Origin of the sequence: Plantactinospora sp. WMMB782 (assembly GCF_049179135.1) — a bacterium.
Lineage (GTDB): Bacteria > Actinomycetota > Actinomycetes > Mycobacteriales > Micromonosporaceae > Plantactinospora.
Map to the genome: position 1 here is coordinate 4,585,958 of NZ_JBMHMC010000007.1, position 15,700 is coordinate 4,601,657.

Consider the following 15,700-nt stretch of genomic DNA (forward strand, 5'->3'; position numbering starts at 1 on the left):
CGTTGCGACACAATGGGTTTTTTCGAGCAGATGTTTGTGTCCCGGTGGCACAGGGCATACCGTGCGCGCAGAATGGCTCGCGTTGAGTCCAGTTGCACATTGGGAGGGAAGTCGTGAACAAGGCCGAGCTCATCGAGGCTCTCGCCGCTCGTCTGGGAGACCGGAAGACGGCGACGTCGGCGCTCGACGCGGTCCTCGCGGAGGTCCAGGCGGCGGTCACCAAGGGAGACCGGGTGGCCATCACCGGGTTCGGGGTGTTCGAAAAGCGCGTGCGCGGTGCTCGAACAGCCCGCAACCCTCGCACCGGCGAATCGGTGAAGGTGAAGAAGACATCGGTTCCGGCCTTCCGGCCGGGCGCCGGGTTCAAGGAGATGGTGGCCAGCGGCAAGGCCCCGAAGAACACCGTGGCGGCGAAGAAGACCGCGACGGCGTCGACGGCCAAGTCGACCACCGCCAAGAAGACGACGACCAAGAAGGCGGCGCCCGCCAAGACGACCGCCACCAAGGCGGCGGCGAAGAAGACGGCGAAGAAGGCGGGCGGCACCAAGGCCACCACAGCCAAGAAGACGACCACCGCCAAGAAGACCACGGCGGCCAAGAAGAGCACGGCGGCGAAGAAGACGGCGACCAAGAGCACGGCGACCAGGAGCACGGCGGCCAAGAAGGCCGGCACGGCCAAGAAGGCGCCGGCCAAGAAGGCCGCCAAGCGCTGATCCGGCTATCGCCAGGGCGCCTCCGGTCCGTCCGGGGGCGCCCTTCACGTTGTCCGTACCGGAAATCCCGGCCCGGACAGCGGCCCGCCCGGCCGTGGACGGGGGCGTTGACGCCGCTCAGCGGCTCCAGGACGGCGCGAAACCCGCAGGCCGAGGTTCGGGTCTACCCGTGCGCGGGTCGGCCCGGCAGAGCCGCGTCCGGGCCGGTCAGGACGCGACGGCGGCGCAGCGGTCGGCGGGGTCGAGCCGGCTGGCCGCCACCAGCCGGTCCCCGCCGAAGGCGAGCAGCCAGCCGGTGCCCTTCGCGGTCCGGAACTCCTGCACCGAGCCGGGCAGCCGCACCGGGCCGACCGCACCGGTGGAATCGCCGGCCGTGGCCGCACCGGGCCGGGCGGTGGACGCGGCGGCCAACCGGAGCAACGCCTGCGGGATCACCTTTCCCTGGCTACAGACCGCCGCGGGTTCGCCGTAGCGGGCCAGTTCGAGCAGAGCCGCGGCGGCGGCCAGGGCGTTCTCCTCCTCGTCCTGCCCCGGCTTCGGCTCGTCGTACGCGGAATCGACCTCGATCGGCCGGTCGAGCAGTTCGGCCAGCGGCTGCAACGTCTGCACGCAACGCCGGGGGGCCGCCGAGTGCAGGCGTACCGGGTGCAGCGGCGCCAACAGTCCGGCCAACTCCCGGGACTGCGCCACCCCGGCGTCGTCCAACGGCCGGGCGGTGTCCGGCCCGGACCAGGTGCCCCGCTTGCCGGCCGAGGCGTGCCGGACCAGGCCCAACTCCGCGCCCACCGGCGGCAGGGCCGCGAAGTCCTCCAGCACCCCGGCGTCGTGCGGATAGCTGGCCAACCGGACGGCTTCGGCCAGCGGCAGCCAGCGTACGTCGTCCACCTCGGTCCCCGGCTGGAAACCGCCGCTGCCGGCGGCCCGCATCGACCAGAACTCGACGGTCTTCGGCGCACCGTCGCGCATCAGGTAGTGCACCGGGCGCAGCCGCACCTGTGGCACCCCGAGCACGTCGGCCTCCTCGGCCACCTCGCGCACCGCGGCGGTCAGCGGATGTTCCCCGGGATCCAGCTTGCCCTTCGGCAGCGACCAGTCGTCGTAACGGGGGCGGTGCACCAGGCAGACCCGTACGCCGTCGGGCGAGTGGCGCCAGACCACCCCGCCGGCCGCCCGGACCGGGGTCACCGCAGCCATGCCGTCCGGCGTTTCCCGCTCGCCCGGCGCCACGCGGCCGGGAAGGCCGTCCGGGCGGTGCGGACGGCCGCCCGCTCCCGTTCCGCCAACCGGCCGGCGGTGACCGCGACGGCGTGGTCGCCCGGCTCCTGCTCGGCGATGCCGAGCCAGGTCTGCGCGGCCACCGCCGCGTCCTGGTGCTCGCCGAGCAGGTCCTGCACCTTCGCCAGCGCCTTGGCCAGCTTCGCCGCGTCGCCGCCGAGGACCCCGGCGACGGCGTCGACGGCGTAGCGGGCCCGCTTGCCGTTGATGCGTACCGCGTGCCAGCGCTCGTCCGGGGCGGCCGGGTCCAGGTCGGCGGCGCCGTCGACCTCGTCGTCGCCGTCGGTGAGCCGGTGCCAGGGTCGGGCCACCAGCCGGGGCAGCACCTTGTCGGCCGGCGCGTCGGCCCGGTCGGTCAACTGCGGTGCCCGGGTGGCGTCGACGAGCGCCTCGACCAGGTCGCGGTACCGCTGCGAGCCGAGCGCCTCGTCGACGGCGGCCAGTGCCGCCTCGTGCCGGGCCACCAGCACCGCGTCGATCCGGCGTACCGCCGCGGCGTCCAGCGGGGCGAGCGGGTCGGCGGCGGCCGTCCGGGAAAGCCGGGCCCGCAGCACCTCGGCGTCCCGGGCCAGGCCCAGTATCCCCGCCAGCCACTTCAGCTCGTCCCGCAGCGGCTTCGCCCACGCCTTGCGGACCAGTGGCCCGAAGGTGCGCAGGTCGCTGCGGAGCCGCCGGCAGCCGACCCGCATCTGGTGCACGGCGGTGTCGTCGTCGCCCACCGGCGCCCGCAACCGGACCAGCGGATCGTGCCCGAGCAGCCGGCCGACCCCCCGGCGGACCGCCGCGGTGACCACGTCGCCGGCGCTGGGCCGCGCCGGCAGCTCACCCGGGGGCACCAGGTCGGGTGTGGCCTCGGCCGCCGGACCGAGCGCCCGGACGTGCTTCGGGACGAAGTTCCCGGCCCGGGCGCCGGCCGCGGTCAGCGCCGACTCCAGTACGTCGAGCAGTTCCGGCCCGCCCTCCTTGCGCTCCACCTCGATCTCCCGGAACGTCGACCGGACCTGCTTGCCGTCGCGTACCTGCACCGCGTCGTCGGCGATCTCGGCGAGTACCCGGTCGGCGCCGTCGCGCAGCTCGTACGCCTGGCGCACGGTGCGGACCAGCACGGCCGGCCGCAGCTCGGCACCCCGGGAGTACGCGGTGACCAGCCCCACCAGTTCGGCCGGCGGACTCTTCGGCCGGCCCGGGCGGGAGATCTCGTGCCGGACGCCGGGGCTGTCGGCGGGAAGTTTGACCGTCCAGGGCAACTCGTCGCCCTTGCGGTGCCGCAACGACACCCCGGCGCGGGCCAGCCGCAGGTCGGCGGTGTCGAGATAGCTGGCGGCGAGCGTCACCGGCGGCATCCGCACCACCCGGATCCCGTCCGGCACGACCGCGGCTAGGTCGGGCAGGGTGAAACCGGCTTCGACGTCGTACTTCCGCTCCTCCTCCAGCATCGGCCAAGCCTAGTCCGGCATGCCGGTCCGGCCGAGCGGCCGCCGCCGGGCGGCCCGGCTCTGCCGACTCACTTGGCACCACCGGCTCACTTGGCACCACCGGCGACCCGGCGCAGCAGCGCCTCCTGGAGGTTCACCAGCGGCGCCTCCGGGCTGCCCGCGTGCCTGATCCAGCGGCCCTCCCCGGTCAACTCGAACGCCTCGACCCCGGGACTCATCGCGGTGGTCAGCAGCATGTCCAGCTCGGCCCGCGCGGTCGGGTCGGTCACCTGCACCAGTGCCTCCACCCGGCGGTCCAGGTTGCGGTGCATCAGGTCGGCCGAGCCGATCCAGAACTCGACACCGCCGTCCGAGGCGTCGGCGGCGAGCCCGGTGCCGAACCGGAAGACCCGGGAGTGTTCGAGGAAGCGGCCGAGGATCGACCGGACCCGGATGTTCTCCGACAGTCCCGGGACACCGGGCCGCAGCGTGCACATTCCCCGGATCAGCAGGTCCACGTGCACCCCGGCCCGGGAGGCCCGGTAGAGCGCGTCCACGATCGCCTCGTCGACAAGCGCGTTGACCTTGAACTGGACCAGTGCCGGCAGCCCTTCCCGGGCCCGGTCGATTTCGCCGTCGATCCGCTCGATCAGGCCGCGCCGGACCCCCTGCGGCGCCACCAGCAGCCGCCGGTACGACGTCTGCCGGCTGTACCCGGTCAGCACGTTGAACAGGTCGGTCAGGTCGGCCCCGATCTCCGGGTCGGCGGTGAGCATCCCGAAGTCCTCGTAGAGCCGGGCCGTCTTCGGGTGGTAGTTGCCGGTGCCGATGTGGCAGTACCGGCGGATCTGGTTGCCCTCCTGCCGGACCACGAGCGCGGTCTTGCAGTGCGTCTTCAGCCCGACCAGGCCGTAGACGACGTGGCAGCCGGCCCGCTCCAGCACCCGGGCCCAGCCGATGTTCGCCACCTCGTCGAACCTCGCCTTGATCTCCACCAGCACCACCACCTGCTTGCCGGCGGCGGCCGCGTCGATCAGCGCGTCCACGATCGGGGAGTCCCCGCTGGTGCGGTAGAGGGTCTGCTTGATGGCCAGCACGTTCGGGTCGGCGGCGGCCTGCTCGATGAAGCGCTGCACGCTCGTCGAGAACGAGTGGTAGGGGTGGTGCACCAGGATGTCGCCGTCGCGCAGGGTGGCGAAGACGCTGCGCGGCACCTCGCCCTCGGCCAGCCGGGGATGGGTGGCCGGCACGAACGGCGGGTCCTTCAGCTCGGGCCGGTTGGACTCGTTGTAGACCTGCCAGAGCGCGGTCAGGTCGAGCAGCCCCGGCACCCGCAGCACGTCCTGGCTGTCCATGTCGAGTTCCCGGACCAGCAGTTCGAGTACGTGGTCGGAGACGGAGGCGGCCACCTCCAGGCGTACCGGCGGGCCGAAGCGGCGGCGGGCGAGTTCCCGTTCCAGGGCCTGCAGCAGGTCCTCGTCCCGGTCCTCGTCGACCTCCACCTCGGCGTTGCGGGTGACCCGGAACAGGTGGCACTCCACCACCTGCATCCCGGAGAAGAGCTGGTCGAGGTGGGCGGCGATCAGGTCCTCCACCGGCAGGTAGCGGTAGCCGGGTGCGTCCCGCTCCACCCGGACGAACCGGGGTACGTTGTTCGGCACCTTCACCCGGGCGAAGAGTTCCGACCCGCCGTCGGAGTCGCGTACCACCACCGCCAGGTTGAGCGACCGGCTGGAGATGTACGGGAACGGGTGCGCCGGGTCGACGGCGAGCGGGGTGAGCACCGGGAAGATCTGCTCCCGGAAGTACGTCCGCAGCCGCTGCCGCTCCGGGGTGGGCAGGTCGGCCCAGTGCAGCAGCGCGATGTTCTCGGTGGCCAGCTTCGGCATCACCTCGTCGACGAAGCAGGCCGCGTGCCGGGCGACCAGGTCGGCGGCCCGCTCGGAGACGAGTTCGAGCTGGGTGGTCAGCGGCATCTGGTCGCCGCCCCGGACCGGCAGTCCCGCCTGCAACCTCCGCTTCAGCCCGGCGACCCGGACCATGTAGAACTCGTCCAGGTTGTTGGCGAAGATGGCGAGGAACTTGGCCCGTTCCAGCAGTGGGGTGTCCGGGTCCTCGGCCAGGGCCAGCACCCGGGCGTTGAAGTCCAGCCAGGACAGCTCCCGGTTGAGGAACCGCTCCGACGGCAGCGGTTCGGCCGGCTCCGCCACGGGTTCGGCGGCCGGCTCGGTCGTCGCCGGGCGGGCGGCCAGGCCACTCTCCGGTACCGGACTGCCCGGCCCGGTCGCCGGCCCGCCGCGCCGGCCCCGCTCCGGGTTGTCGGTCAGGCCGGTCGCCGGGCCGCGGTCCGGCCCGCCGGTCGCGGCGCGGGCCGAGTCCGCGGCCTGGTCCACGGCGGCCGAACGGTCCGGTTCGGCGCCGGTGTCCGGTTCGACGGTGCCGTCCGGCTCGGCGGCCGGCTCGCGGTCGGTGTGCCCTTCCGGCCGCCCCTTCGGCCGGCCGGCCCGGCCGGCGGCAGTCGGGCGCTCGCCGCCGGCCCGGCCGGCCCGGGTCGTGCGACTGGTCCTCGGGGTACGGCTGGCGTCGGTCCCCGGCTGCGGGGTCGGGCGGCGGGACGGCGGTGTGCTCACGACATCATCATTCCCCGCTGCGGGTTAACGGAAAATGAACTCGGCCCAGCCGGTCAGGGGAAGGTCGGCAGCGTGATCCGGACCAGCGTGCCGGCGCCGTCGTGCTCCAGCCGGACCCGCTGGCCCAACCGGAGCAGGCGCAGCCCGGAGGCGTCGAACGCGGCCGCCGGAAAGCCGACCCGGGTGCCGTCGTCGAGCAGCAGCGTGCCGGTCCGGGTCTCCGGGTCGTAGTCGGCCACCGTGCCCTGCATGCCCAGCACCGTACACCGGCGGGCGCGAATGCGGGCCGGTGCCGACCGCCGGGTCAGCGCGGCGGTGTGCCGGCCGAGCCCGAGTGCGGCGGCGGCCCGCAGGTCGGCCGGGGTGTCCACGTCGCGGCGCAGCGTCGGCCAGCCGCCGGTCAGCGGGCCGGCGCCGGAGGCCGCGTGCGCCGCCGCCGAGTACGGGCCGAACCGGGGGTCCAGGGCCGCTCCGGCGGCGGCGGTGAGCAGTACGGTGCCGGTGCCGGGGGCGTCCGCGACGAACCGGCGTACCCCGGCAGGCTCGTTCGCGGCGTGCAGCGCCTCGGCCAGTTCGGCCGGACGCAGCGCGGGCAGGTCGGCGGTGAGCGCCGCGACCGGGCCGCCGGAGGCGGCTGCCGCGCCCCGGGCGAACGCGGGGTTGAGCCCGGCGGCCGGCGGCTCGGGCACGATCCGGGCACCGAGCCGGCCCAGGGTACGCCCGACCACCGGATCGCCGGTCACCACCAGCACCCGCCGGACGGCCGGACAGCCGAGCACCGCCTCGACGGTGTCCTCGGCCAGCGCCAGTGCCAGCACCTCGTGCGGTACGCCGTCCAGCGCGCCGCGCAACCGGCTCTTCGCCGACCAGAGCCGCTTGACCGGCACCACCACGGTCCAGTTCCGCTCCGCCACGGGACAATCCTGCCAGCTCGCGGCGGTCGCCCGTCCGGTGGCGTACCCCGCCCGGTGCGCACCCCTGGCTGGCCGTACCCGGGGCGAACAGGCATGATTTCGCTGCGGGCGGCGGCACCCGGCCGGGCCGTGCCAGGGGTTGGGGCGACGAGGAGGCAGAGTGGGACGGCGCAGGCTGGGGTTCTGGGGGCGGTTCGCCGTCATGGTGGTCAAGCCGGTGCTGACCGTCTGGACCCGGCGCGAATGGCGTGGCATGGAGCACCTCCCGCCGTCCGGCGGGATGATCATCGTCCCGAACCACCTCTCCCACTTCGACCCGCTGGTCTCGGCGCACTTCATCTACGATGCCGGCCGCTGGCCCAGCTATCTGGGCAAGGCGAGCGTCTTCAAGGTCCCGGTGATCGGCTGGATCCTGCGCAAGTGCCGGCAGATCCCGGTGGAGCGCGGCACCGTCGACGCGGCCAGGTCGCTGGAGACGCTGGAGCGGGCGGTCCGGTCCGGCGCGGCGGTCGTGATCTACCCGGAGGGGACCACCACCCGGGAGCCGGAGCTGTGGCCGATGCGGGGCAAGACCGGCGCTGCCCGGCTGGCCCTGGCCACCGGCGCTCCGGTGGTGCCGGTGGTGATGTGGGGCCCGCAGCGGATCTTCGACCCGCGCACCAAGAAGTTCAGCCTGCGTCCGCGTACCCCGGTGACGGTGGTCGCCGGCCCGCCGGTGGACCTGGGCCGGTGGAGCGGCGCGGTGCCGACCAAGGCCGTACTCGACGAGATGACCGACGCCATCATGCTGCGGCTGCGCGACATGCTCGCCGAGGTCCGGGGCGGGACACCGCCGCCGCTCTGGTCGGCCCAACAGAACCGGCGGACCGGAGAGCCGGCATGAGCCATGTCGCCGTGCTCGGGGCCGGCTCCTGGGGTACGGCCTTCGCCAAGGTGCTCGCCGACGCCGGCCGGGACGTACGGCTCTGGGCCCGTCGACCGGAGGTGGTCGAGGCGATCCGCCGCACCGGCTGCAACCCCGACTACCTGCCCCGGCTGCACCTGCCGGCGGCGGTACGCGCCACCGCCGAGCCCGCCGAGGCGATCGCCGGTGCCGACCTGGTGGTGCTGGCGGTGCCCTCGCAGACCCTGCGCGGCAACCTGGCCGAGTGGGCCGGGCAGTTGGAGCCCGACTCCACGCTGGTCTCGCTGATGAAGGGGATCGAGCTGGGCACCACGAAGCGGATGAGCGAGGTGATCGTGGAGACCGCCGGGGTGGCGGCGGACCGGGTGGTGGTGGTCTCCGGCCCCAACCTCGCCCCCGAGATCGCCGCCGAGCAGCCTGCCGCGACAGTGGTCGCCTGCACCGACACCGACCGGGCGACCCTGGTGCAGGCATCGGTGAACACGCCGTACTTCCGGCCGTACACCAACGACGACGTGATCGGCTGCGAGCTGGGCGGCGCGGTCAAGAACGTGATCGCGCTGGCGTACGGCATCACCACCGCGATGGGGCTGGGCGACAACACCCGGGCGACCCTGATCACCCGGGGGCTGGCCGAGACCGCCCGGCTCGGGGTGGCGCTCGGCGCCGACCCGCTCACCTTCGCCGGGCTGGCCGGTCTCGGCGACCTGGTGGCGAGCTGCTCGTCGCCGCTGGCCCGGAACCGGACATTCGGCGAGCAGCTGGGCCGGGGGGCGACCCTGGAGGAGGCGCAGACGGCGACCCGGCAGACCGCCGAAGGGGTGAAGAGCTGCCTGGCGATCCGGGACCTGGCCCGGGCGCACGGTGTGGAGATGCCGATCACCGAGCAGGTCGAGCGGGTCTGCCACGAGGGCGCCGACCCGCACACCGCGATGGCGGCCCTGATGAGCCGCAAACCGAGGCCGGAGTGAGCGGAGTGAGCGGCACCGGGCCGCGGCCGGGGGGTATCCCCGAGCGGGCGGACGGGGTACGAGCCGGCCTGCCGGACGGCCGGGCCGACTACGGCGACGGCACCCGGTGCGTGCACGCCGGCCTGCCCGAACCGGTGCCGGGAGAGCCGTTCCTGCCCGGTCCGGTCTTCGCCGCCCCCTACCACCTGGACCCGGCGGCCGGCCCGGACACGGCCCCGAACGGGTACGGCCGGCCGGACAACCCGACCCGGCGCGGGCTGGAGACGGCGATCGCCGAGCTGGAAGGTGGAGACTGCCTTGCCTTCGCCAGCGGGCAGGCGGCGATCACCGCGCTGCTCCTGGCGGTGCTCCGGCCCGGCGACACCGTGCTGCTACCCACCGACGGGTACTTCCCGGTGCGGGCGTTCGCCACCGAGACGCTACGCGGCATCGGCGTACGGGTCGAGTTCGTGCCGACCGCCGGCCCGTACCCGTCCTTCGACGGGGTGCGCCTGGTACTTGTCGAGACGCCGGCCAACCCGGGTCTGGACGTCTGCGACATCGCCGAGCTGGCCGACCGGGCACACGCCGCCGGTAGCCTGCTCGCGGTCGACAACACCACCGCCACGCCGCTCGGCCAGCGACCGCTGGACCTCGGCGCGGACCTGGTGGTCGCCTCCGGCACCAAGGCGCTGACCGGGCACTCGGACCTGCTGCTCGGCTACGTCGCCGGCCGGGACGCGCGCCTGCTGGACACGATCCGGGGCTGGCGGACCACCACCGGCTCCATCCCGGGAGCCTTCGACGCGTGGCTGGCGCACCGCTCACTGGCCACCCTGGACCTGCGGTTGGCCCGGCAGAGCGCCAACGCGGCGGCGGTGGCGGCGATGCTGCGGGCCCGCTCCGACGTCCTGGCCGTACGCTGGCCGGGGCTGGCCGACGACGCCGCGTACCCGATCGCCAGCCGGCAGCTCCGCCGGGTGCCCGGAATCGTCGCGTTCGACCTCGGCGACGCCGGCCGGGTGGCGCGGTTCCTGACCGCGAGCCGGCTGGTCTTCGCGGCGACCTCCTTCGGCGGCCTGCACACCAGCGCCGACCGGCGGGCCCAGTGGGGCGACGACGTGTCGCCCGGATTCGTCCGGCTCTCCTGCGGAGTCGAGGACGCCGCCGACCTGGTCGCCGACCTGACCGCCGCGCTGGACGCGGCCGGCCCGGCCTGACGCGTCCCGACTCGACGCTGTCCGGCCGGGCGCGGCCGCCCAGAATCCTGGTCCGGGGTCCGGGGTCCGGGGTCCGGGGTCCGGGGTCCGGGGTCCGGGGTCCGTGGTCGGGGTCCGTGGGCCGTGGGCCGGGGGTCCGTGGGCCGGGCCGGGGGTTGGGCGGCCGGAGGCGGGGGCGGGGAGCGTCGGTCGAGGGCCGGGCGAATGGACCGGACGCGTCGCGCCCGGTCGGGGTTACCCGCCGGGGAGACTGTCGAGCTGGGTGCACAGACGGGGCAGTGTGTCTGGGTGCAGGCGGGGCAGGTTGTGTCTGCGCGCAGGCGAGGCAGTGTGTGTCTGGGCGCAGGCGGGGCGGCGTGTCTGGGTGGACGGGCGGGCAGCGTGGTTGGGCGCACAGACGGGGCAGCTCGACAGTCTCCAAAGCGAGGTACTGCCGCCCGTCGTCGGGCGACCCGTTCCGCTGTCCCACGGGCGGTGAGGGGTGTGCGGGACTACCCCGGGTAGGGCAGGGTATGGAGATCGGTCGGCCGTCGCACCGGGGAGGCACACCATGGCGAACTCGGAGATACCGGTCGTGGTCGGGCTTGACAACGGCGGTAACAGCAACAACGCCACCGTGCTGGACGCGACCGGGCGGTTCCTGGTCGACCAGCTGGTCGAGACCCCGTGCCGGGTGCTGGAGGGGCCGGAGGCGGCGGTCGAGGCGCTCGCGGCGGCGTTGGAGCAGGTACTGGCGCGCACCGGCACCGGGCGGGAGCAGGTCCGGGCGGTCGGGTTGGACACCCCGGGGCCGGCCAGTGCGACCGGGGTCATCTCGTCCAGGGGCTCGACGAACTTCTCCCAGCCGGCCTGGCGCGGATTCGACATCCGGGGCGCCCTGGAACGCCGGCTCGGCGTCCCGGTGGTCTACCACAACGACGGCAACGCGGCGGCGCTCTACGCCCACCACTGCTACTTCGGCGCCGAGGCGCCGGGGCGCTCCTCGGTCTCCGCGATCGTCGGGACCGGGCTCGGCGGTGGTGTGGTCGTCGACGGGCGGGTGGTGACCGGCACCGCCGGGATGGCCGGCGAACTCGGCCACGTGCACATCCCGATGTTCGGCCTGCTCGCCGAGGGCCAGCCGGTGCCGGTCTGCAACTGCGGGTTCGTCGGGGACGTGGAGAGTGTCGCCTCGCTGACCGGCATCCGGCGCAACCTGCTGCCGTACTGGCTGGGTCGGTATGCCGGACACCCGCTCGCCGAACTCGACCCGGTCGGCGCCGCCAGGCAGGTCCGGTCCTACGGGGTGGACGGTGACCCGATGGCGCTGCGGATCTTCGAGCAGCAGGCGATGGCGCTGGGCCGACTCTTCACGATCGTCGCCAACTTCACCGACCCGGACGGGTACTTCGTCGGCGGCGGCGTGGTGGAGGCGACGCCGGAGTTCCGGAACTGGTTCCTGGCCACCGTCCGGGAGCACACCACGCTCCGCACCGAGCAGGCCGAACGGGCCCGGTTCGCGCTGGTACCGGATCTCGACATGGCCGGGGCCCGGGGCGCCGCCATCGCCGCGCTGAAGCTGCTGGACGGAGCCGCCGCTCCGACGGTCGGGTAACCGGGAGAGCCGGCGGTAGGGGAGGCCCCACCCTGACCGGCTCAGGGTCGCAGAACCCCGGGATCGGTCCGGGATGACGCCGGATTCGCCACCACGCCGGCGCGACGACCCTGGTCACATGACGTCCAGATCCCTGACCCAGCCGTGGACCGCCCGACCGCTCACCCTGGTCGCCGCCCTCGGAATCGTCGCGACGGCGACTCTGGGCGTCGTGGCGCACCTCGCTCCCGACCCGGGGATGAGTCCGCTGTCGCTCACGATCAGCGACTACGCGGTGTCGAACAACGGCTGGCCGATGAACCTCGCGATCCTGGTCCTCGGCGTCACCTCGCTGGCCGTACCGCTGGCGTTGCGGGCCGCCCGGGTCGAGGTGGGTCGCCTCGCCGAGGTACTGCTGCTGGTCTGGTGCCTCGGGCTGATCAGCTCGGCGCTGGTCCCGACCGACCCGATCGGGACCGCCGAGCTGAGTACCCAGGGTTATCTGCACCGGTACGTCTCGGTGGCCGCCTTCGTCGCGCTGCCGGTCGCCACGCTGGTGGCGGTCCGGCGGCTCGCCGTCGACCCGCGCTGGCGGGCCGCCGTACGCCCGCTGCGGGTGCTGGCCGGAACCAGCGTGCTCGCCCTGCTCGCGCTCTACTACGTCGCGTTTCCCGGTGGTCGGGTGATGATGGGTCTGGTCGAGCGGATCCTGGTCCTTGTCGAGATGGCACTGCTCGCGGTCCTGGTCGTCCGGCTGCACCGGGTCACCGGCGGCCGTGCCTCCGGGTGACCGTGCCACCGCCACGCCCCCCGCCCGCCGACCCGGATCGGCGGAACAGGGGGCGTGGGGCACCGGAGCTGGGCGGACCGAGCCGTGCCGGGGGGACGCAGCTCGGTGACCGCCGAACCTCCCCCGAGGTCAGGGGAGAGTGGGGGAGGTGGGCAGCGCGGTGGTGAATGCGGTCCAGGCGGCCGGTGCGAAGAGCAGCACCGGTCCGGTGGTGTCCTTGGAGTCGCGGACGGCCACCGCGTCGTCGGTGGCCCCGGCGACCAGGGCGAACTCGACACAGGCGCCCTGGTCTCCACTGTGGCTGCTCTTGCGCCAGGGGGCCCTGCCGAGCAGGTCGGTCGTCTCCGGTGACATCTCACAGTCCTTTCAGGAGGCGGTAGATGGTGTCGCGGCTTTCCGCCGGACTCAGCGCCACGGCGCGCAGGTGTTCCATGATCTTCGAACAGGTCCGCAGGTCGTCCGGCCGGTCGAGGATCAGTTGCCCGGCGACCGTCTCCACCGAGGCGAGGATCGGGTCCTCCGGGTCGGCGAACTCGAGGATGTGCAGGGAACCACGGGTACCCCGGTGGTAGCCGGCCCTCAGTGGGATGACCTGGATCGTCACGTTCGGCAGCTCGGACATCTTGAGCAGGCTCCGAATCTGGGCCGCCATCACCGCCTCGCCGCCGACCGGGCGCAGTAGCGCACCTTCGTCGACGATGGCGTCGAAGATCGGCGGGTTCGTCTCCTTCAGCCGTTCCTGCCGGCCGATCCGGATCTGCACCCGCTGCTCGACCTCCTCGTCACCGAGGGTGTGCGGGCCACCGCGCATGATCGCGCGGATGTACTCCGTGGTCTGGAGCAGGCCCGGGACGACCGAGGGCTCGAAGTTGGCGATCGCGGTGGCCTCGGCCTCGACGGCGATGAAGTCGATCGTCCGACGGTCCAGGATGTACGAGTACGAGACCCACCAGCCTGGCTTCCGGGCCTCCTTGGCGAGCCGCACCATCTCCTCCAGCTCGCTCTCCGGCCGCCGGTAGAGCGTGAGCAGGGCGCGTACCGAGGCCGGGCTGACCATCGTCTGCGCGTTCTCGTAGCGGGAGAGCGTGCTGCGGGTGCTGTTTATCTCGTCGGCGGCCTGTTCCAGGGTGAGGCCGGCCGCCTCCCGGGCATGGCGCAGCGCGATGCCGAGACGGCGGGCGCGGAACGACTTCGGAGCCATGCATCGATCCTGTCACATGTAATCGGGAATGTGTGCATGAGAGAAGCTACGTGAGAGTTGCATTCACGGGTTCACAGCTGGCAATCTGTCATCACGTCCTCACCGCCGGTGGTCGTGTCGACGGTGGCTGTGGGTGACCGAAGGGGAATGAGGCGCACGGCGATCGGACCTTCCCGTACCCGATCGCCGTGTCCCTCCCGCCGGCAAAGCGGACCTGGAGGTGACAGATGACCCCGTGCTGGCCGGAGCGGTCGCGGTGACCCGGTTTCTCGTGGTGCTCACCGACGTACGGCCGCTGAGCAACCAGGGCCGGGACGAGCGGATCGAGCCGGAAAGGCGCCGCCAGGTCGTCGGTGCCACCAGCCGGGAGGCGGCCGACCGGATCGCCACCGCGTTCGCGGCACTCGGCATGGTGCGGGCCGGACGGCAGCGGGTCAAGGTACTCGCGGTCGGCCGCCGACGCCCGCTGACCGGCTGACCGACCGTCGAGCGGCTGACGGGTCGGCCGGGGTGAGCCGACGGGGTCGCCCGGGGTGACCGGCGGCGACGCCGGCCCCGGCGGTCGTCAGAGCAGCTTCCGCCGCTTCAGGTAGCCGACCAGGTCGTCGTACATGCCGCCCTCGTTGGCGAACATCGCCACGTTGCGGGCGGTGGCGAACCACGGCTTCGTGGAGGGGCGCACGTCCTTCAGCGCCCGGTCGAAGTCGCGCTGCTCGATCATCCGTACCTCGCCGCGCCGGATCGAGTCGGCCATCGCGTACTCGGCGGCCGACTCGCACAGGTGGGCCAGGTCGGCGCCGGAGAAGTCGTCGGTGGCGGCGACGATCCGGCGTACGTCGATGTTCGCGATCGGCCGGTCCCGCAGGTGGTACTCCAGGATGGAGGATCGGGCCGGCGCGTCCGGCGGGAGGACCAGCACCACCCGGTCGAGCCGGCCCGGCCGGCGCAGCGCCGGGTCTACGTCCCAGGGGGTGTTGGTGGCGGCGAGCACGAAGACGCCCTCGTTGTTCCCCTCCACACCGTCGAGCTCGGCGAGCAGCTGGTTGCCGATCGTCCGCATCCCGCTGGAGGTCACCTTGGAACGCTTGTGCCCGAGCGCGTCGACCTCGTCCAGGAAGAGCACGCACGGCGCGCTCCGCCGGGCGGTCTGGAACAGCTCGTGCAGGTTCCGCTCGGAGTTCCCGATCCACATGTCCAGAACGTCCACGATGGACAGCGAGATGAACTTCGCCCCCATCTCACCGGCGATCGCCTTCGCCAGGAACGTCTTGCCGCAGCCCGGCGGGCCGTAGAGCATCAGGCCACCACGCAAACTCTTGCCGTAGAGCCGGCGCAGCTCGGGATTGCGCAACGGGCCGAGGAAGGCCAGTTCGAGCCGCTCCTTGACCTCGGTCATCCCGCCGACGTCGCCGAGCCGGACGGTGGAGACCTCGACGTCGAACATCCGGTCGGCGTCCCCGGTCACCGGCTCGGGCTCGTCGCCGGCCGGCGAGAAGCGCGGCGGCACCACGTCGGCGAGTTCCTGCTCGTAGGCGGCGAGCGGATCGGCATCGGACCGGCTCGGGCCGCGCGGCGGCGCCGGCCGTGGCTGGTCGGGTGCGGACGTGTCGGGGGCGGGCGTCCCGGGGGCGGCGCCGCCGGGGTCGGGTGCAGACGCACCGGGGGCGCCAGCGCCTAGGGCCCGCTGCATCAGGGCCTGCGCCTGCGGATCGGCCGGGTTCCGGGCCAGCGCCTGCCCGGCGTGCGCGATCGCCTCGGCGGGACGGCCGGAGTCGAGAAGCAGCCCGGCGAGGTGGAGCCGCAGCGGGACGTCCTCCGGGTGCGCGTTGACCGCCGCGGTCAGGCTGTCGATGACGGAATCGGAACTCACAAGACGAGCAGCCTAGACCCCCTGGCCGGCCTCGGCGACACACCTGCAACTTCGGTCTCGGCGGCATCTTCGGTGCCGGTAGATCACCGGTTACCCGCTGTGCTCGGCACGCTCACTCCGGTGAAGGTTTCCCGGGGGTGAAAAGGGGTGTGGACCCGGGACTTGGCCACGCAGAGTAGGGTCACCCGGTGAGCGTACGAGGAGTGCCGGCGGAGCCGATCGGATCGAGCGGCTCGACCGGGGCG

General features: G+C 73.4%; 13 protein-coding genes and 1 pseudogene. 7 read left to right on the top strand and 7 right to left on the bottom strand.

Features of this window, described 5'->3' with window-relative positions; genetic code table 11:
• Positions 1-113 precede the first annotated feature (113 nt).
• Positions 114-713 carry an HU family DNA-binding protein gene (locus ACN28A_RS22785; protein ID WP_421397813.1) on the top strand — a complete coding sequence of 200 codons (600 nt, stop codon included), beginning with the start codon at positions 114-116 and terminating at the stop codon, positions 711-713.
• A 207-nt stretch (positions 714-920) separates the two neighbouring features.
• Here the strand turns inward: ACN28A_RS22785 and ACN28A_RS22790 are convergent, their stop codons facing one another.
• The 4 genes and pseudogenes from ACN28A_RS22790 to cofC all read right to left on the bottom strand — a co-directional run.
• Positions 921-1,907 (bottom strand): NUDIX domain-containing protein, encoded by a 987-nt coding sequence (locus ACN28A_RS22790; protein WP_421397816.1) that lies wholly within the window; start codon positions 1,905-1,907, stop codon positions 921-923.
• Positions 1,895-3,424, bottom strand: a complete 1,530-nt coding sequence (locus ACN28A_RS22795) for a CHAD domain-containing protein (protein WP_421397819.1) — start codon at positions 3,422-3,424, stop codon at positions 1,895-1,897. Before ACN28A_RS22795 ends, ACN28A_RS22790 begins: the two co-directional genes overlap by 13 nt.
• Positions 3,425-3,510: 86 nt before the next feature.
• A complete protein-coding gene (locus tag ACN28A_RS22800; protein WP_421404585.1) occupies positions 3,511-5,655 on the bottom strand; it encodes an RNA degradosome polyphosphate kinase in 2,145 nt (714 codons plus the stop codon).
• Between the two features lie 662 nt (positions 5,656-6,317).
• A pseudogene (gene cofC / locus ACN28A_RS22805) lies at positions 6,318-6,947 on the bottom strand (2-phospho-L-lactate guanylyltransferase); the annotation flags it as partial.
• Positions 6,948-7,107: 160 nt separating this feature from the next.
• Between cofC and ACN28A_RS22810 the strand changes: the two are divergent.
• From ACN28A_RS22810 to ACN28A_RS22830, 5 genes are all read left to right on the top strand, one after another.
• Positions 7,108-7,830, top strand: a complete 723-nt coding sequence (locus ACN28A_RS22810) for a lysophospholipid acyltransferase family protein (RefSeq protein ID WP_421397822.1) — start codon at positions 7,108-7,110, stop codon at positions 7,828-7,830.
• Positions 7,827-8,822 (top strand): NAD(P)H-dependent glycerol-3-phosphate dehydrogenase, encoded by a 996-nt coding sequence (locus tag ACN28A_RS22815; RefSeq protein ID WP_421397825.1) that lies wholly within the window; start codon positions 7,827-7,829, stop codon positions 8,820-8,822. The genes ACN28A_RS22810 and ACN28A_RS22815 overlap by 4 nt, the downstream gene beginning before the upstream one ends.
• Positions 8,823-8,890: 68 nt before the next feature.
• Positions 8,891-10,021, top strand: coding sequence for a cystathionine gamma-lyase (locus ACN28A_RS22820; protein ID WP_421404587.1), 1,131 nt, complete (start codon positions 8,891-8,893; stop codon positions 10,019-10,021).
• 550 nt (positions 10,022-10,571) lie between these two features.
• Complete coding sequence (locus ACN28A_RS22825; protein WP_421397827.1) at positions 10,572-11,615, top strand: ROK family protein; 1,044 nt, start codon at positions 10,572-10,574, stop codon at positions 11,613-11,615.
• 118 nt (positions 11,616-11,733) lie between these two features.
• Positions 11,734-12,384 carry a DUF998 domain-containing protein gene (locus ACN28A_RS22830; RefSeq protein ID WP_421397829.1) on the top strand — a complete coding sequence of 217 codons (651 nt, stop codon included), beginning with the start codon at positions 11,734-11,736 and terminating at the stop codon, positions 12,382-12,384.
• A gap of 129 nt (positions 12,385-12,513) precedes the next feature.
• On the opposite strand, the gene ACN28A_RS22835 is transcribed toward ACN28A_RS22830, so the two are convergent.
• Both ACN28A_RS22835 and ACN28A_RS22840 read right to left on the bottom strand, forming a co-directional pair.
• Positions 12,514-12,738 carry a DUF397 domain-containing protein gene (locus ACN28A_RS22835; RefSeq protein WP_278060116.1) on the bottom strand — a complete coding sequence of 75 codons (225 nt, stop codon included), beginning with the start codon at positions 12,736-12,738 and terminating at the stop codon, positions 12,514-12,516.
• A gap of 1 nt (position 12,739) precedes the next feature.
• A complete protein-coding gene (locus ACN28A_RS22840) occupies positions 12,740-13,585 on the bottom strand; it encodes a helix-turn-helix domain-containing protein (RefSeq protein ID WP_421397831.1) in 846 nt (281 codons plus the stop codon).
• Positions 13,586-13,841: 256 nt separating this feature from the next.
• On the opposite strand from ACN28A_RS22840, the gene ACN28A_RS22845 reads away from it, so the two are divergent.
• Positions 13,842-14,063 (top strand): hypothetical protein, encoded by a 222-nt coding sequence (locus ACN28A_RS22845; protein ID WP_421404589.1) that lies wholly within the window; start codon positions 13,842-13,844, stop codon positions 14,061-14,063.
• Between the two features lie 87 nt (positions 14,064-14,150).
• Here ACN28A_RS22845 and ACN28A_RS22850 read toward each other — a convergent pair whose 3' ends face one another.
• Positions 14,151-15,455, bottom strand: coding sequence for an AAA family ATPase (locus ACN28A_RS22850; protein ID WP_421397833.1), 1,305 nt, complete (start codon positions 15,453-15,455; stop codon positions 14,151-14,153).
• Between the last annotated feature and the right edge of the window lie 245 nt (positions 15,456-15,700).